The sequence below is a fragment of the Halomonas sp. B23F22_20 genome (assembly GCF_043496985.1).
In the GTDB taxonomy this organism is placed as follows: domain Bacteria; phylum Pseudomonadota; class Gammaproteobacteria; order Pseudomonadales; family Halomonadaceae; genus Halomonas.
Window position 1 is genome coordinate 18,758 of record NZ_JBIEKH010000003.1, and the last position, 22,049, is coordinate 40,806.

Here is a 22,049-nt window from a genome sequence, read left to right on the forward strand (position 1 = left end):
ACAACAAAGGCCGTCAGAGGTGCACCCCCGTCAACAACGACAACACGTCGGGGGGAGGCAATCATCTGCCGTCGTGGTTGGATTATTGTTTTGAATACGAGGCGGTCGCCTTCAGGAACGTTTACAAAGACAACAACATTGCTTGCCTGAATTCCTTGGTGACTGTGGTGCGTATTCAAGGCGATGCGCCATCACGAAGAAGAATCAGCAGCAGGGATGCTGCATCCTGCTTGACAGGGGAGGCCAGTGGCCTCCCCTTTCTACTTTAGGGCCGGTTGCCAGAAGGCCCAATGCTTTGCAAGGTGTCGGGTGTTCGCTACACTCAACGCTTTTCGAATCCTCGCGAGTCGACAACGCCGCATGATCAAAGGTTTTACCCGCTTTCTGCAGAGTCCGGGCGAGCATCTCCGGTCGCTGTTCGGTCCTCAGGACGCGTCGGCCGCCGGCCCCGAGCTGCGCGTCATTCCCCGCCAGGAGCATCCGGTCTCGCGCCAGCACTTCAGCGATGCCGCCCTCAAGGTGCTGTACCGGCTGCACAACGCCGGCCACGAAGCCTTCCTGGTAGGAGGATGCATCCGCGATTCCCTGCTCGGTCGCATGCCCAAGGACTTCGACGTGGCCACCGACGCCACCCCTGAGCGGGTCCGTGAGCTGTTCCGCAACTCACGCATCGTCGGCCGCCGCTTCCGCATCGTCCACGTGCGCTTCGGCCGCGAAGTGATCGAGGTCACCACCTTTCGCGGCAAGCCCGGCGACGACCATGCCGACCACATCGCCCAGCAGTCCGACGACGGCATGCTGCTGCGCGACAACGTCTGGGGCAACATCGAGGAAGACGCCATCCGGCGCGACTTCACGATCAATGCCCTCTACTACAACATCGCCGACTTCTCGATCCACGACTTCGCCGACGGCGTGCGGGACATCGAGGCGCGCACCCTGCGACTGATCGGCGATCCGGCGACCCGCTATCGCGAGGACCCGGTTCGCATGCTGCGCGCGGTGCGCTTCGCCGCCAAGCTCGACTTCGATATCGAGCCGGCCACCGAGGCGCCGATCGCCGAGCTCGCCGAACTGCTGCTACAGGTGCCCCCCGCGCGACTGTTCGACGAGGTGCTCAAACTGTTCATGGGTGGCCATGGGGTCGAGACCTTCCGGCTGCTACGCGACTACGGCCTGTTCGCCATGCTGTTCCCCGAGGCCGATGAAGCCATGGAGGAATTGCCGTGGGCGGAGGCGGTCATCGAGCGCGCCCTGGCTAGCACCGATCGCCGCATCCACGAAGAACGCCCGGTAACGCCAGCCTTCCTGTTCGCCGCCCTGCTATGGGGCCCGGTGCAACAGCGCCAGCAAACCCTGGAGGCCGAAGGCATGCCTCCCATTCCGGCGCTGCAGGCCGCCTCCCAGCAAGTCATCTCGCGCCAGCTGCAGCATGTGGCCATTCCCAAGCGCTTCAGCCTGCCGATGCGCGATATCTGGGATCTGCAACAGCGCCTGCCGCTGCGCCGCGGCAAGAGAGCCTTCCAGACCCGCGAACATCCGCGCTTCCGCGCCGCCTACGATTTCCTGCTGGTCCGAGAAGCCGCGGGCGAGCTGTCTCCCGGCCTCGGCGACTGGTGGACTGCCTTCCAGGACGCCGACGAGCACGAACAGCGCCGCCTGCTGGGCAAGGTCGACGCCGATCCGGCCGGCACCCCCGCCCCACGCAACAAGCGACGCCGCCGGCGTCGCCGTCGCAAGCCTTCCAACGACGACTCATGAGCCTGAGCCGCCCGCATCGTGCCTGGATCGGGCTCGGCAGCAACCTCGACGATCCCCACGGCCACGTCGAGCGCGCCCTGGCCGAGCTCGACGCCCTGCCGCTGACGCGACGTCGTCGAGCCTCATCGCGCTATGCCAGCCGCCCGGTGGGGCCCGCCGATCAGCCCGACTTCGTCAACGCCGTAGCCGAGCTGTCGACCCAACTGTCGCCGCTGGCACTGCTCGACCAGCTGCAGGCGCTGGAACAGCGCCACGGTCGGGTGCGTGGCCGACGCTGGGGACCACGCACCCTCGACCTCGACCTGCTGCTGTTCGACCAACGCCGACTGGCATCGCCACGCCTGGCGCTGCCCCATCCGGAAATGGTCCGACGCGCCTTCGTGCTGGTACCACTGGCCGAGCTCGCTCCCGAGCTCGAGCTGCCGGACGGCCGGCACGTCGCTGCCCTGGCGCAGTCACTGGACCAGACCGGGCTGCGCCGGGTGTTACCCGAGCCCCGAGATTGACACTACGGTGTTACCTATCGACACCTTTGCCCGGATCGGGTAACAATTGCGGGTTACACGAGGGCCCGGCCCGCCGATGCCGCCCCGATAACGACACGAGAGCACGCCATGAAAACCGTCACCCTGAGCACGCTGCAGGCCACCAAGCGCGCCGGTGAGGCCTTCAGCTGCCTGACCGCCTACGATGCCACCTTCGCCCATGCCGCCAGTGAGGCGGGCGTCGAGGTGCTGCTGGTAGGCGACTCCCTGGGCATGGTCCTGCAGGGTCACGCCAGCACGCTGCCCGTCACCCTGGAAGAGGTCTGCTATCACACCCGCTGCGTGGCCCGCGCCAAGGGCGCGAGCCTGCTGATGGCCGACCTGCCGTTCATGAGCAATGCCACCACCGAGCGCCTGCTGGAAGATGCAGGGGCGCTGATGCGTGCCGGGGCCGAAATGGTCAAGGTGGAAGGCGAAGCCTGGATGGCCGATGGCGTTCGCGAGCTGACGCGTCGTGGCGTACCGGTGTGCGCCCACCTGGGACTGACGCCGCAGACCGTCTACCAGTTAGGCGGCTACAAGGTACAGGGCCGCGATGCCGATCAGGCCAGCCGCATCCTCGAAGACGCCCGCACGCTGGTCGAGGCCGGTGCCTCGGTAATCCTGCTCGAGTGCGTGCCGGCGAGCCTCGGTCGCGCCGTGGCCGAGGCCCTGGACGTGCCGGTCATCGGCATAGGCGCAGGCCCCGACACCGACGGTCAGATCCTGGTGATGCACGACGTACTCGGCATCACCGCCGGGCGCACCCCGCGCTTCGTGAAAAACTTCATGGCGGAGGCCGATGACATCCAGGCGGCGTTCCGCCGCTATCACGAGGACGTCAAGGCGCGACGCTTCCCCGCCGAGGAGCACTGTTTCTGATGCGCACCCTGCACGATATCGCTGCGCTGCGCGAGACCCTGGCGACGCATCGTCGGGCCGGTCGCACCATCGGCCTGGTGCCGACCATGGGTAATCTGCATGCCGGCCACCTGGCGCTGGTCGCCGCCGCACGCCGCCGCGCCGACGTGGTGATAGCGACCATCTTCGTCAACCCGATGCAGTTCGGGCCGAACGAGGACCTCGACGCCTATCCGCGCACCCTGGCGGAAGATCGCGCCAAGCTCGAGGCGGCCGACTGCGATCTGCTGTTCGCCCCCGACGTGTCCACCATCTACCCACGCGGCCTCGACGCCCAGACCCGGGTCAGCGTGCCCGAGGTCTCGGAAGGCCTGTGCGGCGGCGATCGCCCCGGTCATTTCGACGGCGTAGCGACCGTCGTCACCATGCTTTTCAACCTGGTGCAGCCCGATCTCGCCTGCTTCGGCGAGAAGGACTACCAGCAGCTGGCGGTGATCCGCCGCCTGGTGGCCGACCTGCACCTGCCGATCGAGATCGTCGGCGTGCCCATCGAGCGCGCCGAGGACGGTCTGGCACTGTCCTCGCGCAATGGCTATCTGGATGCGGCACAGCGTGCCATGGCACCCGAGCTCCATCGCACCCTGTGCCAGCTGCGTGAGGCCCTGGAAGCCGGCGAGCCGGTCGAAGATAGCCTGGCGCACGGCCTTGTACGCCTGCGCGAGGCGGGCTTCGCCCCCGACTACCTGGAACTGCGTGCCGCCGACCTGGGCCCCGTCGGCGAGACCACACGCGACGCCGTGCTGCTCGTCGCGGCGCGCCTGGGCCCGACCCGACTGATCGACAACCTGTCGCTGACCCTCCCTCGCTGAGGGCCCGGCCACCGCCAACAAAGGAGTTTCCCGTTCATGTTGACCACCATGCTCAAGGCCAAGCTACACATGGCCCGCGTCACCCACGCCGTCCTGAACTACGAGGGGTCCTGCGCCATCGACGGCGAATTGCTGGACATGTCCGGCATCCGCGACAACGAGCAGATCCAGATCTACAACGTCGAGAACGGCCAGCGCTTCACTACCTACGCGATCCGCGCCGAGGAAGGGTCGAAGGTGATCTCGGTCAACGGCGCCGCCGCCCACCTGGCCACCGAGGGCCAGCGGGTGATCATCTGCAGCTATGCTCAGTACACGGAGGCCGAGCTCGACGCCCACGAGCCCTCCCTGGTCTACCTGCAGGAAGGCAACGTCGTCAGCCACACCAGCAACGCCATTCCCGTCCAGCTCGCCTGATCCGCGCCGGGGCATCGCCCCGGCTGCCTCCCGCCCACTCGCCTATACTGAAGTTCCATTTCTTTTACCTCAGCGGGGGATTGCCGCAGCGCACAAAAGTCCCCTATGCTGAGCGGACGCTCGTCCGCGAACTTCAGGAGTAAGCCTCATGCAAGAAGTGGTGATCGTTGCCGCCCGTCGTACCGCCGTGGGTGCCTTCGGCGGCTCCCTGGCAGGCATTCCCGCCAGCGACCTGGGCGCCCATGTCATCAAGGACATCCTGGCCAGCACCGGCGTCGCCGCCGATCAGGTCGACGAGGTACTGCTCGGTCAGGTACTGACCGCCGGAGTCGGCCAGAACCCCGCTCGCCAGGCCGCTATCAAGGGCGGACTGCCCGACACGGTGCCCGCCATGACCATCAACAAGGTCTGCGGATCCGGCCTCAAGGCGCTGCACCTGGGCGCCCAGGCGATCATGCTCGGCGACGCCGACGTAATTCTGGCAGGCGGCCAGGAAAACATGTCTCTGTCCCCGCACGTGCTGCCCAACTCGCGCACCGGCCAGCGAATGGGTGACTGGAAAGCCGTCGATTCCATGGTTCACGACGGCCTGTGGGATGCCTTCAACAACTTCCACATGGGCATCACCGCCGAGAATCTGGCCGAGAAGTACGCCATTACTCGTGAGGCGATGGACGAGTTCGCCGCCGCTTCCCAGCAGAAGGCCGCCGCTGCCATCCGCGAGGGCAAGTTCAAGGGCCAGATCGTTCCGGTGGAGATTCCCCAGCGCAAGGGTGACCCGGTGGTCTTCGACACCGACGAGAACCCTCGCGAAGTCACCGCCGACAAGCTCGGCGGCATGCGCCCGGCGTTCAAGAAGGACGGCACCGTCACTGCCGGCAACGCCTCATCGATCAACGACGGCGCCGCCGTGGTGATGCTGTGCTCCGCCGAGAAGGCAAAGGCCCTGGGCCTCGAGCCGCTGGCCCGCATCAAGGCCTACTCCAACGCCGGCGTCGATCCGGCGATCATGGGCATCGGCCCTGCACCGGCCACCCGTCGCTGCCTCGAGAAGGCCGGCTGGAGCCTCGACGACCTGGACCTGATCGAGGCCAACGAGGCCTTCGCCGCCCAGGCGCTGTCGGTCAACAAGGAACTCGGCTGGGACGCCTCGAAGATCAACGTCAACGGCGGCGCCATCGCGCTGGGCCACCCGATCGGCGCCTCCGGCTGCCGTATCCTGGTGACCCTGGTGCATGAGATGATCGCCCGCGATGCCAAGAAGGGCCTGGCCACGCTGTGCATCGGCGGTGGCCAAGGCGTGGCACTCGCCATCGAACGCTAAGAGTGGAATTGCCGGCGCTCGGCGACTTCGCATGAAGGGTGCCAACCGCTGAATGCAAAAGCCCCCGCTCATCTGAGCGGGGGCTTTCGCGTTCTGCCTAGCGTCTCTCTCACTCTCAACCCTGCGGCGGCCCCACCACCCTCGAGGGCGTACAGGCCACCAGCGCCGCGGCCAGGGCGAACAGCGCCCCGGCGCCGAGCAGCACGCCGCTCAGCCCGATGGCATCCACCACCCGGCCGCCGGCCATGGCGCCGATACCGATCGACAGGTTGAATACGAAGGCCATCAGCGCGGTGGCGGCCTCGGTATTCAGGGCGCTCTTGAGGATCCAGGTCTGCAAGCTGACCGAGATGCTGCCGAACACGGCCCCCCACAGCATCAGCAATCCGATCGCGGTGGCCGACTCGCGACCCAGCCAGGGAAACGCCAAGGTCGCCACGGCGAGCAGCAGCGGAATCACCAGCACGGTGGCATAGGGGTGTCGTCCGGCGGCGCTGCCGGCGAGGAAGTTGCCGAGCAGCCCCGCCCCGCCGTAGCACAGCAGCAGGGCGCTGACGCTGGCCAGGGGAATGCCGGCGATCTGCTGCAGGATCGGACTGACGAAGGTGTAGGCGGCGAAGTGCCCCATCACGATCAGTGCGGTGACGGCCACCCCGACCCGTACCCCTCGGCTGGCGAACTGGCCGGCCAGATTGGAGAGCCGCACCGGCTGCTGCGCCGGCAGCGATGGCAACAGCCACCACAGAGCGATCGTCACCACGAGGCTCAGCCCCGCCAGCGAGCCGAAGGCGATACGCCAGTCGGTATGCTCGCCGAGCCAGGTGCCCGCCGGCACGCCCAGCACCGACGCCCCTGCCACACCGCTGAAGATCAGCGCCATGGCGCGAGGCACCTGTGGCAGTGCCACCAGACGCCCGGCCAGCCCCCCGGCGATGGCCCAGAAGCCGCCGATGCACACGCCCACCAGCACCCGGGTGGCCAACAGCATGGCGAATCCCTCGGCCACCGCGCCTAGCAAGCTGGCCAGGGTCATCAACGCCATCAGCCCGGTGAGCAGCCAGCGGCGATCCAGGCGCCCTACCGCCACCGGCAGCAGCGGCGCGGCAAACGCCGCCACCACGCCGGGCACGGTGATCAACAAGCCCGCGATCCCCGGCGTGACGGCAAGCGAATCGGCCACCTGGGAGAGCAGCCCAATGGGCAGTTGCTCGGCGGTGACCAGCAGGAAGATGCCGATCATCACCGCGCCCACGCCCAGCCAGTCGCGACGCTGGGTAATGGCCTTGGCGGCGGAGGTTGACGTGTCGGAATCGTGGCGCGTCATGGGTCGTCCTTGATCGATGGCGGGGCAGGCCCCGGAACGAGAACGCCCCCGCGGCGTGAGCCACGGGGGCGTTCGGCTCTTTTATCGCGCGATCAGAGCTCGGTCGCGGCTTCCTCGGCCTCGAAGGCGCTCTTCTCTTCCGGCGTGATCTCCTTGATGGTCAGCTTCACCCGGTTGCGATTGTCTATATCGAGCACCTTGACCACCGGCTCGTCTCCCTCGTTGAGGAAGTCGCGCACGTCGTTGACGCGCTCGGGCACGATCTGGGAGATGTGCACCAGGCCATCGGTGCCCGGCATGATGTTGACGAAGGCGCCGAAGTCGGCGATCCGCACCACCTTGCCGCGATACAGCTTGCCGATCTCCGGCTCGGCGGTAATCGCCAGCACGGTGTCGATGGCCGCCTTGGCCGCCGACTTATCTTCGGCGTAGATGCGCACGGTGCCGTCGTCGTCCAGGTCGATGGAAGCGCCGGTGTCCTCGCAGATCTTGCGGATGGTGGCGCCGCCCTTGCCGATGACGTCGCGGATCTTCTCCGGATCGATCTTGATCGTGGCCATGGAGGGCGCGTTCTCGGAGACCTCGGCACGACTCTGGGCGATCACCGTGTTCATCTGCTCGAGGATGCTCAGGCGGGCCTCGTTGGCCTGCTGCAGCGCCTGCTCCATGATCTCCTCGTTGATGCCCTCGATCTTGATGTCCATCTGCAGGGCGGTAACGCCGGAGGCCGAGCCGGCCACCTTGAAGTCCATGTCGCCGAGGTGGTCCTCGTCGCCGAGGATATCGGTCAGCACGGCGAAGCCGTCATCGTCCTTGACCAGGCCCATGGCGATGCCGGCCACCGGAGCCTTCATCGGCACACCGGCATCCATCAGCGCCAGCGAGGAGCCGCACACGGAAGCCATGGAGCTGGAGCCGTTGGACTCGGTGATCTCGGAGACCACGCGGATGGTGTAGGGGAAATCATCCTCTGCGGGCAGCATGGCCTGGACGCCGCGACGCGCCAGACGACCGTGGCCGATCTCGCGACGCTTCGGGCCGCCCATGAAGCCGGCCTCGCCCACGCTGTAGGGAGGGAAGTTGTAGTGCAGCAGGAAGCGGTCCTTGCGCTCGCCTTCCAGCGACTCGATCAGCTGGGCATCGCGCAGGGTGCCGAGGGTGGCCACGACCACGGCCTGGGTCTCGCCGCGGGTAAAGATCGCCGAGCCGTGGGTCTTGGGCAGGCTGCCGACCTCGATGTCGAGCGGGCGCACGGTCTTGTGGTCGCGGCCATCGATGCGCGGCTCGCCCTTGATGACCCGGGAGCGCACCACGCGCTTCTCGAGGCCGGCGAAGGCACCCTTGACCTCGTCGGCGGCGAACTGGCCCTCTTCCTCGCCGGCCAGTTGCGCTACGGCCTCGTCCTTCAGCGCGGACAAGGCATCCTGGCGGGCCATCTTGTCGGTGATGCGATAGGCTTCGCCGACCTTGGCTTCGAAGCCCAGTGCCACGGCGTCCTTGAGAGCGGTGTTCTCGGCGGCCGGCTGCCAGTCCCAACGCGGCTTGCCGGCCTCGGCGGCCAGCTCGTTGATGGCGGAGACGGCAACCTGCATCTCCTGGTGGCCGTAGAGCACGGCGCCCAGCATCTCGTCCTCGAGCAGCTCGTTGGCCTCGGACTCGACCATCAGCACGGCCTTCTCGGTGCCGGCGACGACCATGTTCAGCTCGGAAGTGGTGAGTTCCTCGACGGTGGGGTTGAGGAAGTAGCCCTTGTCCTCGGTGAAGCCGACGCGAGCGGCGCCAATCGGGCCGTTGAAGGGCACCCCGGAGACGGCCAGCGCCGCGGAGGTACCGATCATGGCGGCGATGTCCGGGTCCTGGTTACGGTCGGTGGAAAGCACCGTGCAGATGACCTGGACCTCGTTCATGAAGCCCTTGGGGAACAGCGGGCGAATCGGGCGATCGATCAGCCGCGAGGTGAGGGTTTCCTTCTCGGTGGGACGCCCCTCGCGCTTGAAGAAGCCGCCGGGAATCTTGCCGACCGCGTAGGTCTTCTCCTGGTAGTGGACGGACAGCGGGAAGAACGGCTGGGCGGGGTTGACGTCCTTCTTCGCCACCACGGTGCACAGCACCACGGTGTCGTCCATGGTGACCATCACGGCACCGGAGGCCTGGCGGGCGATGCGCCCGGTTTCCAGGGTGACGGTACTGCGACCGTACTCAAACGTTTTCTTGACCGGGTTCACGGCGACTTCCTTCAACTTTTCGATTCATGTTCGGGTCGTTTCGACTCGGCGACCATTTTAGGGGTTGACGCTCGCGAGGGCCACCGGTCAAACAGTGCACTGACCATAAACGCAAAACGGGCAGCCCCGGAGGGCTGCCCGTTTCACGTCGTCCTGGACGCCGTCGCTTAGCGACGGAGGCCGAGGCGCTGAATCAGCGACTGATAGCGCTCGAAGTCCTTGCGCTTCAGGTAATCCAGCAGCTTGCGGCGCTGGTTGACCATGCGGATCAGGCCACGACGGGAGTGGTGATCCTGCTTGTTGGTCTTGAAGTGATCCTGCAGGCCGTCGATGTTGGCGGTCAGCAGGGCCACCTGCACCTCGGGGGAACCGGTGTCGTTATCGCCACGGCCGTATTCGTTGACGATCTCGGCCTTCTGCTCAGCGGTCAGTGCCATCTGTCTCTCCAGTCAGCAATATGCCTGAATGATGTGAATGTCGGAGACCACGCATATTTGCAGTCTCCACGCCGTCCCCGAAGGGACGGATCATGCCGAGTCCGCCTCGGCGGTGCTCAGCAGGCGGCGCGGGGCGATCTCCCCCACCGCTCTCACCACGCCGAGCCCCAGGAAGGTCTCGTCGCGATAGAGTCTGGCCAGGCCGTCGACCGGCAACTCGCCGGTGTCACACCTGGCGCTCTGGCCATGCAGCAGGCGACTCGCCGCCTGCTCGTCCAGGGCCAGCCTGGGCAGGTCGGCCACCAGCACGTCCACCGGCAGCAGCACGCCTTCGCGGGCCGCCTGGTCCGGCAACGCCTCGAGGGCCTCCGGCGTCAGCATGCCCTCGACGCCGAAGGGGCCGGTGGCCAGCCGCCGCAGGGCGCTGATGTGGGCGCCACAGCCGAGCGCCTCGCCGATGTCCTCGGCCAGGGTGCGGATGTAAGTGCCCTTGCTCACCCGCACCTCGAGTTCGAAGGCATGGCCCTCGAACGCAAGAAGGCGCGCATCATACACCGTCACGTGGCGCACTGCACGCTCTACGGTCTTGCCCTCTCGGGCCAGCTCGTAGAGCTTGCGTCCCTGGTGCTTGAGCGCCGAGTACATCGGCGGTACCTGCTCGATATGGCCGGTGAAACGCTCGAGCACGCCGCACAGGTCGGCCTCCTCGAGGCGTGGCACCTCGCGGCGCTCGACCACTTCGCCCTCGGCGTCGCCGGAGTCGGTGATCGTCCCGAGCTCGACCCGGGTGCGATACGTCTTGTCGGCATCGAGCAGGAAGGCCGAGAACTTGGTGGCCTCGCCGAAGCACACTGGCAGCAGGCCGGTGGCCATCGGGTCGAGGGTGCCGGTGTGGCCGGCCTTCTGCGCCTGGAACAGGCGCCGGGCCCGCTGCAACGCGTGATTGCTGGACGCGCCCTGGGGCTTGTCCAGCAGCAGCACACCGTTGACCGGCAGCCCGCGACGCCGACGCGCCATCAGTCGCGCTCTCCCTCGCCGCGCTCACCGCCTTCACCTTCGATCTCATCGTCGTGACGGTCGCGATCGCTCGCCACCGCCTCGTCGATCAGCGAGGACAGGCGCTGGCCACGCACCACGCTCTCGTCGTAGTGGAAACGCAGCTCGGGCACGTGGCGCAGCTTGATGCGCCGGGCGATCTGGCTGCGCAGGAAACCGGCGGCACGCTTGAGCACCGCCAGATTCTCCTTGATGCGCTCGGCATCCTGCTCGCCGAGCAGCGTCACGTAGATGTCGGCATAGCCGAGGTCACGGCTGACCGTGACCCCGCTGACGGTGACCATGCCCAGGCGCGGATCCTTGATCTCGCGCTGGATGAGTACCGCCAGCTCCTTCTGGAGCTGGTCGGCTACCCGGTCGGTACGCTTGAACTCGCGCATGATCGGCTCCTCGCGGTCAGAGCGTCCGCTCGACCTTGACCTGATCGAAGACCTCGATCTTGTCGCCGACCTGGACGTCGTTGTAGTTCTTCACGCCGATACCGCATTCGATACCGCTGCGAACCTCGTTGACGTCGTCCTTGTAGCGGCGCAGGGATTCGAGTTCGCCCTCGTAGATCACCACGTTCTCGCGCAGCACGCGGATCTTCTTGTGGCGATAGACGGTGCCTTCGACCACCATGCAGCCGGCCACGGCGCCGATCTTCGGCGCGCGGAAGACGTCGCGAACTTCGGCCACGCCGACGATCTCTTCCTTCCACTCCGGCGCCAGCATGCCGCTCATCGCCTGCTTGACCTCGTCGATCAGCTGGTAGATGACGCTGTAGTAGCGCAGGTCGAGGCCTTCGCGCTCGATGATCTCGCGAGCGGCGGCATCGGCACGCACGTTGAAGCCGACCACGATGGCGTCACTGGCCAGTGCCAGGTTGGCGTCGGTACCGGTGATACCGCCAACGCCGGAGGACACCACGGCGACCTGCACCTCATCGGTGGACAGCTCTTCCAGCGCGCCCTTGATGGCCTCCAGGGAACCCTGGACGTCGGCCTTGAGCACGATGTTGACCTTGGCGACCTCTTCCTGGCCCATCTGGGAGAACATGTTCTCCAGCTTGGCCTTCTGCTGGCGAGCCAGGCGCACTTCGCGGTACTTGCCCTGACGGAAGTTGGCCACTTCGCGCGCCTTCTTCTCGTCGTCGAGGACCATGAAGTCGTCACCCGCCTCGGGGGTGCCGTCCAGGCCCTGGATCTCCACCGGCATGGCGGGACCGGCCTCGTCGACCTGCTTGCCGAGTTCGTTGGTCAGGGCACGCACGCGGCCGTAATGCAGGCCGGCGAGCACGATATCGCCCTTCTTCAGGGTACCGTTCTGAACCAGCACGGTGGCCACCGGGCCACGGCCCTTGTCCAGACGCGACTCGACCACCACACCCTTGCCGGGCGCTTCCGGGACGGCCTTGAGCTCGAGCACTTCGGAGACCAGCTGGATCGACTCGAGCAGGCCCTCGATGCCTTCGCCGGACTTGGCGGAGACGTGCACGAACTGGGTATCGCCACCCCACTCCTCGGAGATCACGCCGTGCTGGGACAGCTCGTTCTTGACCCGGTCCGGATCGGCGCCCTGCTTGTCGATCTTGTTGACCGCCACCACCAGCGGCACGCCGGCAGCCTTGGAGTGCTCGATGGCCTCGATGGTCTGGGGCATGACGCCGTCGTCGGCGGCCACCACCAGCACCACCACGTCGGTGGCCTTGGCACCGCGGGCACGCATGGCGGTGAATGCCGCGTGGCCCGGAGTATCCAGGAAGGTCACGCCGCCGTGGTCGTCCTCGACGTGATAGGCACCGATGTGCTGGGTGATGCCGCCAGCCTCGCCGGTGGCGACCTTGGCACGACGGATGTAGTCGAGCAGCGAGGTCTTACCGTGGTCGACGTGACCCATCACCGTCACTACCGGCGAGCGGGTGATCTCCTCACCTTCGTAGGAGATATTCTCGAGAACCTCGGTCTCCAGCGCATCGTCCTTGACCAGCTTGGGCTTGTGACCCATCTCCTCGACCACGATCGCCGCGGTGTCCTGATCGATGGTCTGGTTGATGGTCACCGCCGCGCCCATGGTGAACATGGTCTTGATGACCTCGTTCGCCTTGATCGACATCTTGTCGGCCAGTTCGGCGACGCTGATCGACTCGGGGATCGAGACCTCGCGGACGATCGGCTGGGTCGGCTTCTGGAAACCGTGCTTGCCGCCGCCCTGGCTGCCACCGCGGCGACCGCCGCGACGCTCGGCACGCTTGGCCTTCTTGCCGCCGCGACGGCGCTCCTCGCGATCGCCACGATCTTCCTCACGGTCGTGCCGACCTTTCTTGCCACTCTTCTTGGCAGGCGCACTGCGACGGTCGGGACGACCCTCCTTGGGCGGAGCCGGCGCGTCCGCCGGAGACGGAGCAGCCTCGAGCTCGGGCACCGGGATCTCCGGCTCGGTCGGCACCGCGGCCTCGGCTTCCGCCTTGGCCTTCTCCTCGGCCTCACGCGCGGCCTGTTCGGCGGCACGCTGCTTGGCTTCCTCGGCCTCCTCGGCCTTACGCTTGGCCTGTGCCTCGGCCATGTCGCCGACCAGCTGACGTGGACCGTGATCCTCGACCTGCGGCTCTTCGGCGGGCTTTTCTTCCTCGCGCTTGACGTAGGTGCGCTTCTTGCGCACCTGCACCTCGATGCTCTTGCCGCGATCACCGGTCTTGATGCGGCTACGCGTCTTGCGAGTCAGGGTGATGCGGTTCCTGGGCGCGGCCTGTTCGGCGCTGCCGCCGTGGCTCTTGGTCAGGTAGTCCAGCAGTTGACGCTTGTCCTCCTCGGACACGGCGTCGCCCTCGGCCTTGTGCCCCAGCCCGGCTTCTTTCATCTGTTCCAGCAGGCGGGGGACATCGCGCCCCACCTTCACTGCAAAATCCTTAACGGTCATTTCTGACATTACGACCCTCCTCAGCCCGTGACCCGTTTACTGTTCGCTCTCGAACCATGGCGCACGGGCAGTCATGATCAGTGCCGCGGCGCGCTCCTCGTCCAGCTCCTCGATATCCGTCAGATCGTCGACGGACTGTTCGGCGAGGTCCTCCATGGTCTTGATGCCCCGGCTGGCCAGAATGAAGGCCAGGTGACGTTCCATGCCCTCCATCTCGAGCAGGTCGTCGGCCGGCTGGGCCCCATCGAGTTCCTCCTCGGAGGCGATGGCCAGGTTCAACAACTCATCCTTGGCGCGAGCGCGCAGCTCCTCGACGAGATCCTCGTCGAATTCTTCGATCTCCAGCATTTCTTCCGCCGGGACATAGGCGACCTCCTCCAAGGAGGTGAAGCCTTCCTCGACCAGCAGGCGCGCCACGTCGTCGTCGATGTCCAGGTGCTGAATGAAATGTTCGACCAGGCTATCGATTTCCTGGTCGCGCTTGGCCTCGGCCTCGTCCTCGGTCATGACGTTGAGACGCCAGCCGGTAAGCTCGGAGGCCAGGCGCACGTTCTGGCCACTACGACCGATGGCCTGGGCCAGGTTGTCCTCGGCGACCGCCACGTCCATGGCATGGGCGTCCTCGTCGACGAGAATGGAAGCGACATCCGCCGGCGCCATGGCGTTGATCACCAACTGAGCGGGGTTGTCGTCCCACAGCACGATATCCACCCGCTCGTTCTGCAGCTCGGTAGACACCGCCTGAACCCGCGAACCGCGCATGCCCACGCAGGCGCCTACCGGGTCGATGCGACGGTCATTGGTCTTCACCGCGATCTTGGCCCGCGAGCCCGGATCGCGGGCCGCGCCCTTGATCTCGATGAGCTGCTCGGCGATTTCCGGCACCTCGATCTGGAACAGCTCGATGATCAGCTCCGGGCAGGTCCGCGACAGGATCAGCTGCGCGCCGCGAGCCTCCGGGTCGACCTTGGTCAACAGCGCGCGCACCCGCTCATTCATGCGGTAGCGCTCGCCGGGAATCATCTCGCTGCGCGGCAGGAAGGCCTCGGCGTTGTCGCCAAGATCGATGATCAGACCATCGCGTGTCGTCTTCTTGACGATGCCCGCAACCAGCTCACCTTCGCGGTCGGCGTAGAGCCGCACCACCTCGGCGCGCTCGGCCTCGCGCACTTTCTGCACGATGACCTGCTTGGCGGTCTGGGCCGCGATACGCCCGAAAGCGGCATTCTCGATCTGCTCTTCGACGACATCGCCCAGGCCCAGCGGCGGATCGCGGCGCTCGGCGAACGACAACTTGATCTGGGCATCGGGGCCGTCGAAGTCATCGTCCTCGACGACCTCCCAGCGACGGAAGGTATCGTAGTCACCGGTACGGCGATCGATGTGCACCCGCACGCTGGCTTCCTCGTCCTCGAAGCGCTTGCGTGACGCGCTGGCCAGCGCCGCCTCGACGGCTTCGAAGATCACCTCGCGGGGGACCCCCTTTTCATTGGAGATCGCATCGACGACCGCCAGAATCTCTTTACTCATGCCTTAGCCTCGCCAGAAAACCCGTCCTTGTGCATCGACCTCAGTCTTCGAACTGCGGCACGACCCGCGCCTGATCGATGCTCTCGATGGGAAAGCAATATTCCTCGCCGTCGAGCCGCACCAGCACCTCGTCGTTCTCGACCCCGGCCAGCAGCCCCTGAAACTTGCGCCGCCCGTCGAAGGGCACGCGCAGCTTCACGGCCACCTGATGGCCGGCATAACGCGCGAACTGTTCGAGGGTATACAGGGGGCGGTCCATCCCGGGGGAGGAAACTTCGAGTCGGTATTCGCCGTGGATAGGATCCTCGACGTCGAACACCGCGCTGACCTGACGGCTGACGTCGGCACAGTCATCGACGCTCACACCGTCCGGATGATCGATGAAGACCACCAGACGAGAGTGTTTGCCTTGGGACAGATAATCGATGCCCCACAGTTCGAAGCCCATGGCCGAAACCACCGGTTCGATCAGCGCGTGCAGCGCAGCATCCTTGGTTGCCACGGAAGAAAGCTCCTACAGCCGTTGCATCAGGCACCTGGCCGGGAGTGAACAGGAAAGTCAGGTGGCTGATTGGCGTTGCCCGGATCAGCGCCGCCGACCACGGCCGGCGGGCTGGCCGCTAACAAAAAGCCCCTTCACAGGAAGGGGCTTTTACAAGAAACCTGTATACCACTTCTAAGGTCTGGCATGCCCCTATGAGTACCTGCATGCCTGCCAGGAAGATGGTAGCGGGGACCGGATTTGAACCGATGACCTTCGGGTTATGAGCCCGACGAGCTACCAGACTGCTCCACCCCGCATCAATCTAGGTCGGTGATTCTATGTCGACTCGGCGATTGCGTCAAGCCACATCACACCGTATCGCCAATCCTGCTATGAAGGCCCGAGCACGGCAAACGATGTTCGCCGGAACGGCTTCAAGATGGTGCCGAAGGCGGGACTTGAACCCGCACGGCCGTAAGGCCACTACCCCCTCAAGATAGCGTGTCTACCAATTCCACCACTTCGGCATCAGGGGAGGCCGGATTCGCGACTCAATTGCTGCCGCTCTCCTCCAGCACTGGCGCAGTATTATCCATACTCTGACCCTCTTCGTCAAGAGTCGGCACGGCATTCTGCTGCTGTTCGATCAATTCGGCATCGGGAATGCCGATGTCTTCCGGTGCCTCACCGGCCTGGGAGGCGAAATACGCCAGGGTCAGGGAGGTAGCGAAGAAGGCCGCAGCCAGCACACCGGTGGCCCGGGACAGGAAATTGCCGCTGCCGCGCGAGCCGAACACGGTCTGGGAGGCGCCGCCACCGAAAGAGGCACCGGCATCGGCGCCCTTGCCCTGCTGCAGCAGGATCAGGGCGACCAGGGCGATGGCGATCGCCACATGGATCATGAGAATGGCAACTTGCATGGAATCAACCTGCTGACTGGCAAATGGCTAGGAAATCGTCGACCTTCAGGGAAGCGCCGCCCACCAGACCACCATCGATATCGGGCTGAGCGAGCAGCTCGGCGGCATTGGCGGCTTTCATGCTGCCGCCGTAGAGCACCTGCATGGCGGCAGCGAGCTCGGTGTCATAGCTAGCGAGGCGCTCCCTGATGGCACCGTGTACGGCCTGGGCCTGATCAGGCGTCGCCGTGCGGCCGGTACCGATGGCCCACACCGGCTCGTAGGCGATCACCAACCGAGCACGCTCGGCAGGCTTCAGGGCGTCGAACACCGCCTCGAGCTGACCGAGCACCACGGCTTCGGTGCGCCCGGCGTCACGCTCCTCGAGGGTTTCGCCCACGCACAGCACCGGGGTGAGTTCAACCGCCAGGGCAGCCCGCACGCGGGCCAGAACGGCGGCATCGTCCTCACCGAACAGGGTACGACGTTCGGAATGGCCCACCAGCACCATCCGCGCGCCACACTCGCGCAGCATCTCACCGCTGACCTCGCCGGTGAAGGCTCCCGCGGGCTGATCGCTCAGGGTCTGGGCGCCCAACGACAGGCGCGAACCATCGAAGGCGCGCACGGCGGCATCCAGATAGGGAAAGGGCACCATCAATGCCACCGCTACGCACTCCGGCAGGTCGGCATCATGGAAGGCACGGCCGAACTCTTCGACCAGTGCCCGGGATCCGTTCATCTTCCAATTGCCGGCGATCAGCGGCGTAGGCATGCAACTTCCCTCTTTCAAGGTGGAGCGAAATGGTATAGGAGCGGCCCTGTCAACACAACCAGGGCCGTAAGCCTGTCGACCTCAACGCCGATCCAGCGCGACACATGGCTTTCAGCCAAGATGTGTCATTAAACCTGGTTCGCTGAATAGCGGGCGATTCGCCTCACGAGGTCGATAAGCATGTCTCGACATCCCGTCGCCTCGTGAGCCTGGGGCGACCGGCTCTTGAGGTCAGGACAGCAGCCCCTCGACGTCATCGGCCAAGCGTCGAGCCAGACCATCCACATCGAGGTGCGGACGCCCCTCGACCATCACCCGGATCAGTGGCTCGGTGCCGGAAGGACGCAGCAGCACCCGCCCCTGGTCGCCAAGCTCGGCCTCGACCGCCGCCACCGCCGACTTGAGCGCGGGTTCGTCCATCAGGGCCCGAGCATCGGCGTTCGGCGTCAGGCGCACGTTGACCAGCGACTGCGGCGCCTTCTCCAGGCCATCGAGCAGTTGCCCCAGCGCCCGGCCCTCACGAACCATGATCGACAGCACCTGCAAGGCCGAGACGATGCCGTCGCCGGTGGTCTGCACATGGCCACAGACAATATGCCCTGAGGACTCGCCGCCCAGCTGCCAGCCATTGGCCGTCAGGCGTTCCATGACGTAGCGATCGCCGACCCTGGCCCGCTCGAAGGGAATGCCCAGCGTCTCGAGCGCCGCGGCCAGCCCGAAATTGCTCATCAGGGTGCCGACCACGCCCCCGCCCAGATCGCCGCGCCCGTGGCGGTCGCGCGCGATCAGGTAGAGGATGTCATCGCCGTCGATTTCGCGACCGTCAGCATCCACCATCAGCACCCGGTCGCCGTCGCCGTCAAAGGCCACGCCTAGGTCGGCGCCACGCTGGATCACCGCCGCCCGCAAGGCCGCGGGATGGGTGGAGCCGACCTCGTGATTGATGTTGAGCCCGTCGGGCTCGGCGCCGATCACGTCCACCCGGGCGCCCAGTTCGCGCAGCACGTTGGGCGCAATGTGGTAGGTGGCGCCATGGGCGCAGTCGATCACCATCTTCAGGCCATGCAAGTCGACCCGATCAGGAATGGTCGACTTGCAGAACTCGATGTAGCGACCGGCCGCATCGTCCACCCGCCGCGCCTTGCCCAGGGCATCCGGTGCCACGGTAGTCAGCGGCTCGTCGAGCATCGCCTCGATGCGTTCCTCGACGGCATCATCGAGCTTGGCCCCGGCGGCGGAAAAGAACTTGATGCCATTATCGGCGAACGGATTGTGGGAGGCCGAGATGACGATGCCCGCATCGGCGCGAAAGGTCCGCGTCAGGTAGGCGATCCCCGGGGTGGGCATGGGTCCCAGCAGGATGACATCGACGCCGGCCGCGGACAGGCCAGCCTCCAGGGCCGACTCGAACATGTAGCCGGAAATGCGGGTATCCTTGCCGATCAGCACCCGGGCTCGACCGCTCTCACGCACCAGCACCCGACCGGTGGCCCAGCCCAGCTTGAGCATGAAGTCAGGGGTGATGGGCGCCTCACCCACGGTGCCGCGGATACCGTCGGTCCCGAAGTAACGCTTAGTCATTCTCGCATCCTTCCTCAAGCACGGCCCAGGTCATGTTCACCGCGTCCACGTGGGGCCCCACATCATGGACGCGCAGTATCCGTGCACCGCGCTCGACGGCCAGCGCCGACAGCGCCAGGCCGCCGGACAGGCGCTCCTCGACCGGCCGCTCCAGCACCTTGCCGATCATGCTCTTGCGCGACATGCCCACCAACAGCGGCAGGCCGAGCCGCTGCAGACGCTCCATGCGATTGAGCAGGCGCAGGTTATGCTCGACGGTCTTGGCAAAGCCGAAACCGGGATCGAGGATCAACCGCTCGCGACGCAGCCCGGCGGCCTCGCAGGCTGCCAGACGCTGCTCGAGAAACTCGGCCACCGCCTCCTCCACCGGCACGTCATAATGCGGCGCCTGCTGCATGTCGCCCGGTTCGCCGAGCATGTGCATCACGCACACCGGCAGCCCACTGGTGGCTGCCGCGCGCAGGGCTCCTTCGCGGCGCAGGTTGCGCACGTCATTGAGCATCCCGGCACCGGCCAGCGCCGACTCGTGCATCACCTCGGGCGTGCTGGTATCCACCGACACCAGAGCGTCGAGCTCGCGCACCAGCGCCTCGACCACCGGCACCACGCGGTCGATCTCCTGCTGCGCCGAGACGGGATCGGCCCCGGGGCGCGTGGACTCACCGCCTACGTCGATGATCGCCGCTCCCTCGGCAAGCATCTGCTCGGCACGCCGCAGGGCATCGTCGAGGGCCACGTGACGGCCACCGTCGGAGAAGGAGTCGGGGGTGACGTTGAGGATCCCCATGACGCGGGGAAAGGAGAGATCGAGCCGGTGCCGGCCGCACTGGAGGGAAGTCGGGGCGCTGTTATGCATCGTCGTCCTGGAAGCGTTCTGGGATCGACGGGGGCCGGAGACACCCCCGCCACGGCAAGGGCGCCCCGCGGGGCGCCCGGTGATCATCGATGCCGCATGGCGTCAGCTGCCGGCCGGCCCGCCGAGAGGGTCGGAGGGACGACGACCCGAGGACTCCTCCTCGTCGTCGGCATCGTCGGCCGGCTTGGTGTCCCCCTTCGGGGCCTCGCCGATCGGCGCGCCGGTCCCCGGACCACCCTCGTCCCAGTCCTTGGGCGGACGCGGCGTGCGGCCGGCCATGATGTCCTTGAGCTGGTCGGCGTCGATGGTCTCGTACTGCACCAGCGCTTCGGCCATGGCATCCAGCTTGTCGCGGTTGTCCTCGAGGATCTGCTTGGCCTGGGCGTAGCATTCATCGATGACGCGGCGCACTTCCTTGTCGAGCTTGGTGACCGTCTCGCCGGACTTGAGCTTTCCGCCGCTCTGGCCAGGACCGCCGAGGAACTGGTGGGACTCGTCCTCGTCGTACATGATCGGCCCCATCTCTTCGGACAGGCCCCACTTGGCGACCATGTTGTGGGCCAGCTCGGTGGCACGCTTGATGTCGTTGGAGGCGCCGGTTGTCACCCCGTTCGGCCCCAGTGTCATCTCCTCGGCGATGCGGCCGCCGAACAGAGAGCAGATCTGGCTGATGATCTGCTGGCGCGACAGGCTGTAACGATCCTCCTCGGGGAGGAACATGGTCACGCCCAGCGCCCGGCCACGCGGGATGATGGTGACCTTGTAGACCGGGTCATGCTCCGGCATCACCAGACCGATGATCGCATGGCCCGACTCGTGATAGGCGGTATTGAGCTTGTCCTTCTCGGTCATGACCATGGAGCGTCGCTCGGCGCCCATCATGATCTTGTCCTTGGCCATCTCCAGCTCATCCATGCCCACCAGGCGCTTGTTGCCGCGCGCGGCGAACAGCGCCGCCTCGTTGACCAGGTTGGCCAGGTCGGCACCGGAGAAGCCAGGGGTACCGCGAGCGATGTAGGACGGCTTGACGTCGTCGGCCAGCGGCACCTTGCGCAGGTGCACGTTGAGGATATGCTCGCGGCCACGGATGTCGGGCAGCGGCACGGTGACCTGGCGGTCGAAGCGGCCCGGGCGCAGCAGCGCCGGGTCGAGGACGTCGGGGCGGTTGGTGGCGGCGATGACGATGATGCCTTCATTGGCCTCGAAGCCATCCATCTCCACCAGCAGCTGGTTCAGCGTCTGTTCGCGCTCGTCGTTGCCCCCGCCCATGCCGGCACCGCGGGAGCGGCCCACGGCATCGATCTCGTCGATGAAGATGATACAAGGCGCCTGCTTCTTGGCCTGCTCGAACATGTCGCGCACCCTTGATGCGCCCACGCCGACGAACATCTCGACGAAGTCGGAACCGGAAATCGAGAAGAACGGCACCTTGGCCTCGCCAGCGATCGACTTGGCAAGCAGCGTCTTGCCGGTACCGGGCGGGCCCACCATCAGCACCCCGCGCGGGATGGTACCGCCCAGGCGCTGGAATTTGGTCGGGTCGCGCAGGAAGTCGACCAGCTCCTCGACCTCTTCCTTGGCCTCGTCGCAGCCGGCCACGTCAGCGAAGGTGGTCTTGATCTGGTCCTGGGAAAGCAGCTTGGCCTTGGACTTGCCGAAGCTCATCGGTCCGCCCTTACCGCTGCCGCCGCCCTGCATCTGGCGCATGAAGAACATGAAGATGGCCAGGATCAACAGGATCGGGAAACTGGCGATCAGCAGCCGCGTCCACAGGCTCTGCTGCTCCGGCTCCTTGCCCACCACGGTGACGTCGTGAGCCAGCAGATCGTCCATCAGCTTGGGATCTTCCGCCGCCGGCCGGATGGTCTGGAACTGGGAGCCGTCGGTGCGCTCGCCATTGATGGTGTAGCCATCGATGGTCACGCTCTTGACCTGCTCGTTTTGCACCTGCTGGACGAACTGCGAATAGTTCATCGTCTGCGGTGTGTTCTCGACGCTGAAGTTGTTGAACACCGTCAGCAGCACCGCCGCGATGACCAACCACAGAATCAGGTTCTTCGCCATGTCGTTCAAGGGACTACCCTCAATTGCAAGAATCTGTCGGCCGAACAGGCCTGGCCCTTCGACACTACCCTAGCAGTACATGTTCGGCCAGCGGGTGAAATACCCGCACGTGCCCACACTGTGACACAGACACGCCACCGTGTCTGGCCATTGCATCGTTAGGC

The 22,049-nt window shown here is 66.0% G+C and carries 19 protein-coding genes and 2 tRNA genes; 6 read left to right on the top strand and 15 right to left on the bottom strand.

Annotated elements, in window-relative coordinates; translation table 11 throughout:
* Positions 1-360: 360 nt before the first annotated feature.
* The 6 genes from pcnB to ACGTN6_RS02490 all read left to right on the top strand — a co-directional run bounded on the left by pcnB (position 361) and on the right by ACGTN6_RS02490 (position 5,756).
* Positions 361-1,761, top strand: coding sequence for a polynucleotide adenylyltransferase PcnB (gene pcnB, locus ACGTN6_RS02465; protein ID WP_394589641.1), 1,401 nt, complete (start codon positions 361-363; stop codon positions 1,759-1,761).
* A complete protein-coding gene (gene folK / locus ACGTN6_RS02470) occupies positions 1,758-2,267 on the top strand; it encodes a 2-amino-4-hydroxy-6-hydroxymethyldihydropteridine diphosphokinase (RefSeq protein WP_394589642.1) in 510 nt (169 codons plus the stop codon). Before pcnB ends, folK begins: the two co-directional genes overlap by 4 nt.
* Before the next feature lie 108 nt (positions 2,268-2,375).
* Positions 2,376-3,167, top strand: coding sequence for a 3-methyl-2-oxobutanoate hydroxymethyltransferase (panB, locus tag ACGTN6_RS02475; protein ID WP_394589643.1), 792 nt, complete (start codon positions 2,376-2,378; stop codon positions 3,165-3,167).
* The gene (panC, locus tag ACGTN6_RS02480) at positions 3,167-4,015 is read left to right on the top strand and encodes a pantoate--beta-alanine ligase (protein ID WP_394589644.1); all 849 of its coding nucleotides are present in this window, start codon (positions 3,167-3,169) and stop codon (positions 4,013-4,015) included. Before panB ends, panC begins: the two co-directional genes overlap by 1 nt.
* Before the next feature lie 36 nt (positions 4,016-4,051).
* Positions 4,052-4,432, top strand: a complete 381-nt coding sequence (gene panD / locus ACGTN6_RS02485; RefSeq protein WP_394589645.1) for an aspartate 1-decarboxylase — start codon at positions 4,052-4,054, stop codon at positions 4,430-4,432.
* Positions 4,433-4,580: 148 nt separating this feature from the next.
* Positions 4,581-5,756: an acetyl-CoA C-acetyltransferase gene (locus ACGTN6_RS02490; protein ID WP_394589646.1), complete on the top strand. Its 1,176-nt coding sequence runs from the start codon at positions 4,581-4,583 to the stop codon at positions 5,754-5,756.
* A gap of 115 nt (positions 5,757-5,871) precedes the next feature.
* Here ACGTN6_RS02490 and ACGTN6_RS02495 read toward each other — a convergent pair whose 3' ends face one another.
* From ACGTN6_RS02495 to ftsH, 15 genes are all read right to left on the bottom strand, one after another.
* Positions 5,872-7,080 carry an MFS transporter gene (locus ACGTN6_RS02495; protein ID WP_394589647.1) on the bottom strand — a complete coding sequence of 403 codons (1,209 nt, stop codon included), beginning with the start codon at positions 7,078-7,080 and terminating at the stop codon, positions 5,872-5,874.
* Positions 7,081-7,172: 92 nt separating this feature from the next.
* Positions 7,173-9,305 carry a polyribonucleotide nucleotidyltransferase gene (pnp, locus tag ACGTN6_RS02500; RefSeq protein ID WP_394589648.1) on the bottom strand — a complete coding sequence of 711 codons (2,133 nt, stop codon included), beginning with the start codon at positions 9,303-9,305 and terminating at the stop codon, positions 7,173-7,175.
* Between the two features lie 167 nt (positions 9,306-9,472).
* Positions 9,473-9,742 (bottom strand): 30S ribosomal protein S15, encoded by a 270-nt coding sequence (rpsO, locus tag ACGTN6_RS02505; protein WP_016853973.1) that lies wholly within the window; start codon positions 9,740-9,742, stop codon positions 9,473-9,475.
* 90 nt (positions 9,743-9,832) lie between these two features.
* Positions 9,833-10,759 carry a tRNA pseudouridine(55) synthase TruB gene (gene truB, locus ACGTN6_RS02510; RefSeq protein ID WP_394589649.1) on the bottom strand — a complete coding sequence of 309 codons (927 nt, stop codon included), beginning with the start codon at positions 10,757-10,759 and terminating at the stop codon, positions 9,833-9,835.
* Positions 10,759-11,178, bottom strand: a complete 420-nt coding sequence (gene rbfA, locus ACGTN6_RS02515) for a 30S ribosome-binding factor RbfA (RefSeq protein WP_394589650.1) — start codon at positions 11,176-11,178, stop codon at positions 10,759-10,761. Before rbfA ends, truB begins: the two co-directional genes overlap by 1 nt.
* Before the next feature lie 16 nt (positions 11,179-11,194).
* The gene (gene infB, locus ACGTN6_RS02520; RefSeq protein ID WP_394589651.1) at positions 11,195-13,705 is read right to left on the bottom strand and encodes a translation initiation factor IF-2; all 2,511 of its coding nucleotides are present in this window, start codon (positions 13,703-13,705) and stop codon (positions 11,195-11,197) included.
* Between the two features lie 27 nt (positions 13,706-13,732).
* Positions 13,733-15,226, bottom strand: a complete 1,494-nt coding sequence (gene nusA / locus ACGTN6_RS02525) for a transcription termination factor NusA (protein WP_394589652.1) — start codon at positions 15,224-15,226, stop codon at positions 13,733-13,735.
* Positions 15,227-15,266: 40 nt separating this feature from the next.
* Complete coding sequence (gene rimP / locus ACGTN6_RS02530) at positions 15,267-15,728, bottom strand: ribosome maturation factor RimP (protein ID WP_394589653.1); 462 nt, start codon at positions 15,726-15,728, stop codon at positions 15,267-15,269.
* Between the two features lie 222 nt (positions 15,729-15,950).
* A tRNA-Met gene (locus tag ACGTN6_RS02535) sits at positions 15,951-16,027 on the bottom strand.
* 123 nt (positions 16,028-16,150) lie between these two features.
* Positions 16,151-16,237, bottom strand: a tRNA-Leu gene (locus ACGTN6_RS02540).
* A gap of 24 nt (positions 16,238-16,261) precedes the next feature.
* Positions 16,262-16,630, bottom strand: coding sequence for a preprotein translocase subunit SecG (gene secG, locus ACGTN6_RS02545; protein ID WP_394589654.1), 369 nt, complete (start codon positions 16,628-16,630; stop codon positions 16,262-16,264).
* Between the two features lie 4 nt (positions 16,631-16,634).
* Positions 16,635-17,384, bottom strand: coding sequence for a triose-phosphate isomerase (tpiA, locus tag ACGTN6_RS02550; RefSeq protein ID WP_394589655.1), 750 nt, complete (start codon positions 17,382-17,384; stop codon positions 16,635-16,637).
* A gap of 231 nt (positions 17,385-17,615) precedes the next feature.
* Positions 17,616-18,965 (bottom strand): phosphoglucosamine mutase, encoded by a 1,350-nt coding sequence (gene glmM / locus ACGTN6_RS02555; RefSeq protein WP_394589656.1) that lies wholly within the window; start codon positions 18,963-18,965, stop codon positions 17,616-17,618.
* Positions 18,958-19,821, bottom strand: coding sequence for a dihydropteroate synthase (folP, locus tag ACGTN6_RS02560; RefSeq protein ID WP_394589657.1), 864 nt, complete (start codon positions 19,819-19,821; stop codon positions 18,958-18,960). Before folP ends, glmM begins: the two co-directional genes overlap by 8 nt.
* 102 nt (positions 19,822-19,923) lie before the next feature.
* Complete coding sequence (ftsH, locus tag ACGTN6_RS02565; RefSeq protein ID WP_394589658.1) at positions 19,924-21,894, bottom strand: ATP-dependent zinc metalloprotease FtsH; 1,971 nt, start codon at positions 21,892-21,894, stop codon at positions 19,924-19,926.
* Positions 21,895-22,049 lie beyond the last annotated feature (155 nt).

Bases quoted from the DNA above. Each gene is read 5' to 3' on its own strand.
- ACGTN6_RS02495 (WP_394589647.1), bottom strand. From the start codon at position 7,080: ATGACGCGCCACGATTCCGACACGTCAACCTCCGCCGCCAAGGCCATT.
- pcnB (WP_394589641.1), top strand. From the start codon at position 361: ATGATCAAAGGTTTTACCCGCTTTCTGCAGAGTCCGGGCGAGCATCTC.
- glmM (WP_394589656.1), bottom strand. From the start codon at position 18,965: ATGACTAAGCGTTACTTCGGGACCGACGGTATCCGCGGCACCGTGGGT.
- tpiA (WP_394589655.1), bottom strand. From the start codon at position 17,384: ATGCCTACGCCGCTGATCGCCGGCAATTGGAAGATGAACGGATCCCGG.
- panB (WP_394589643.1), top strand. From the start codon at position 2,376: ATGAAAACCGTCACCCTGAGCACGCTGCAGGCCACCAAGCGCGCCGGT.
- rpsO (WP_016853973.1), bottom strand. From the start codon at position 9,742: ATGGCACTGACCGCTGAGCAGAAGGCCGAGATCGTCAACGAATACGGC.
- nusA (WP_394589652.1), bottom strand. From the start codon at position 15,226: ATGAGTAAAGAGATTCTGGCGGTCGTCGATGCGATCTCCAATGAAAAG.
- panD (WP_394589645.1), top strand. From the start codon at position 4,052: ATGTTGACCACCATGCTCAAGGCCAAGCTACACATGGCCCGCGTCACC.
- panC (WP_394589644.1), top strand. From the start codon at position 3,167: ATGCGCACCCTGCACGATATCGCTGCGCTGCGCGAGACCCTGGCGACG.
- secG (WP_394589654.1), bottom strand. From the start codon at position 16,630: ATGCAAGTTGCCATTCTCATGATCCATGTGGCGATCGCCATCGCCCTG.
- truB (WP_394589649.1), bottom strand. From the start codon at position 10,759: ATGGCGCGTCGGCGTCGCGGGCTGCCGGTCAACGGTGTGCTGCTGCTG.
- rbfA (WP_394589650.1), bottom strand. From the start codon at position 11,178: ATGCGCGAGTTCAAGCGTACCGACCGGGTAGCCGACCAGCTCCAGAAG.
- folK (WP_394589642.1), top strand. From the start codon at position 1,758: ATGAGCCTGAGCCGCCCGCATCGTGCCTGGATCGGGCTCGGCAGCAAC.
- folP (WP_394589657.1), bottom strand. From the start codon at position 19,821: ATGCATAACAGCGCCCCGACTTCCCTCCAGTGCGGCCGGCACCGGCTC.
- infB (WP_394589651.1), bottom strand. From the start codon at position 13,705: ATGTCAGAAATGACCGTTAAGGATTTTGCAGTGAAGGTGGGGCGCGAT.
- ACGTN6_RS02490 (WP_394589646.1), top strand. From the start codon at position 4,581: ATGCAAGAAGTGGTGATCGTTGCCGCCCGTCGTACCGCCGTGGGTGCC.